General features: G+C 73.3%; 2 protein-coding genes. Both read right to left on the minus strand.

Going from position 1 to position 1867, the window contains the following annotated elements; translation table 11 throughout:
• On the minus strand, positions 1-1024 hold a 1024-nt coding region (locus DQW85_RS23615), incomplete at its 3' end, for a serine/threonine-protein kinase (protein ID WP_240197382.1).
• Between the two features lie 118 nt (positions 1025-1142).
• On the minus strand, positions 1143-1867 hold a 725-nt coding region (locus DQW85_RS23620; RefSeq protein WP_275888245.1), incomplete at its 5' end, for an FAD-binding oxidoreductase.

A 1867-nucleotide genomic window follows, 5' to 3' on the forward strand; every position in this document is an offset into this window, starting at 1 on the left:
CCGGATGCTGCCCGCCGGGGGCGGCGCCGGAGGTCCCTGCCGCGGCGGCCGTCGGGCCGCCCGTGCTCTGGGGGACGGCGGGCTGGAGGGCGGGGCCCTCCTGCTGGGGATCGGGCTGAGGGGTGTCGTGCTGGGGGGTGTCGTGCTGGGGGGAGCCCGGGAGCGGCGGGACGAGGCGCCGGCCGGTGACGGGCTCGATGGCCGTGCTGGGGGCGGGCTGGCCCGTGAGCCGGACGATGATCTCGTCCGCGCCGGGCCGCCGCGCCGGATCCTTGGACAGGCAGGCCGCCACCAGCTCGCCGAGCGTCCCGTCCATCCCGCCGAGCTCCGGCTCCTCGTTGAGGATCCGGTTCATCACCACGGGAATCGAGTCGGCGCCGAACGCCGGCTTGCCCGTGGCGGCGTACACCATCGTGACACCCCACGCGAAGACGTCGGCCGCCTCCGACACCACGCCCCCGCTGAGCTGCTCGGGCGCCAGGTACGACGGCGTCCCCATGGCCATGCCGGTGGCGGTGGCCCCGGGCGAGTCCAGGGCGCGGGCGATGCCGAAGTCGATTACAACGGGGCCCTCGGGCCCCATGAGCACGTTCGCGGGCTTGAAGTCGCGGTGCAGGATGCCGGCCCGGTGGATCGCCGCGAGCGCGGTCGCCGTGCTGATCGCGAGCCGTTCCAGCGCGGCGCCCCGGCGCGGCCCCTCGTTGATGACCAGCTCGCGCAGCGACGGGCCCGGGACGAACTCGCTCACGATGTACGGCCGGCTGCCCTCCAGGTCGGCGTGGAGCACCGGCGCCGTGCAGAACCGGGCGACCCGCTGGGCCACCGACACCTCGCGCAGGAACCTGGACCTGGCCTCGGGGTCGGCCACCGCGGCGTGGTGCAGCAGCTTGACCGCGACCTGCTCGCCGGATTCGCTGCGGGCCAGGTAGACGACGCCCTGGCCACCCTCCCCGAGACGGCCGAGGAGCTCGTACGCCCCCAGCCGTCGCGGATCGTCCACCGCCAACGGCTGCCCCTGATTCACGTCGGAACCCCCCGAGACCACGCATAACCCTTCAACGACTGGGGCAGAACGCTACCAGCGTGACGAATGGTGCGTGGCCTGACAGTGACATATCTTTCACGTTTTGTTGGGCTGGTGATCAGATGGCCTTGCCCGGGTTCAGCAGGCCCAGCGGGTCGAACACCGCCTTGATGCCCTGCTGCACCTCCTGGGCCACCGGCCCGGATTCCAGCGCCAGCCAGCGCCGCTTGAGCACGCCGACGCCGTGCTCGCCCGTGAGGGTGCCGCCGAGCTCAAGGGCGTGCCTGAACACCTCGTCCGCCGCGGCCCACACGTTCGCGGGCGGCTCGGCCAGGCCGCGTTCGAAGATGAAGACGGGGTGCAGGTTGCCGTCACCCGCGTGCGCGACCGTGCAGATCCTGACGTCGTGCCGGGCCGCGGTCGCCTCGATCGCGCCGATCATGTCGGGCAGCGCCGAACGCGGCACGCACACGTCCTCGACCAGGCACGCCCCCAGGCGTTCCTTGGCGTCGTAGGCCATCCGGCGCACGCCGATCAGCTCCTCGGTCTCCTGCGGGCTGGACGAGACCGCTACGAACGACGCGCCGTTGTCCAGGCACAGCCGCTCCATCCGCTCGGCCACGGCCTGCCCGTCGGCCGCGTCGGACTGGCCGATGAGCATGGCGTTCGTGCCCGGCTCCAGGCCGATGTTGCGCCAGTCGTCGATCGCCTCCAGGGTGGCCCGGTCGATCAGCTCCATCAGCGACGGCTGGCAGCCCGCCGCCATGATCGCCGAGACCGCCGCGCCCGCCTCGCGCGGCGACCCGAACTCCGCCGCGAACGTCGCGGGCGGCGCGGCGGGCG

Origin of the sequence: Nonomuraea lactucae, assembly GCF_003313395.1 — a bacterium.
Lineage (GTDB): Bacteria > Actinomycetota > Actinomycetes > Streptosporangiales > Streptosporangiaceae > Nonomuraea > Nonomuraea lactucae.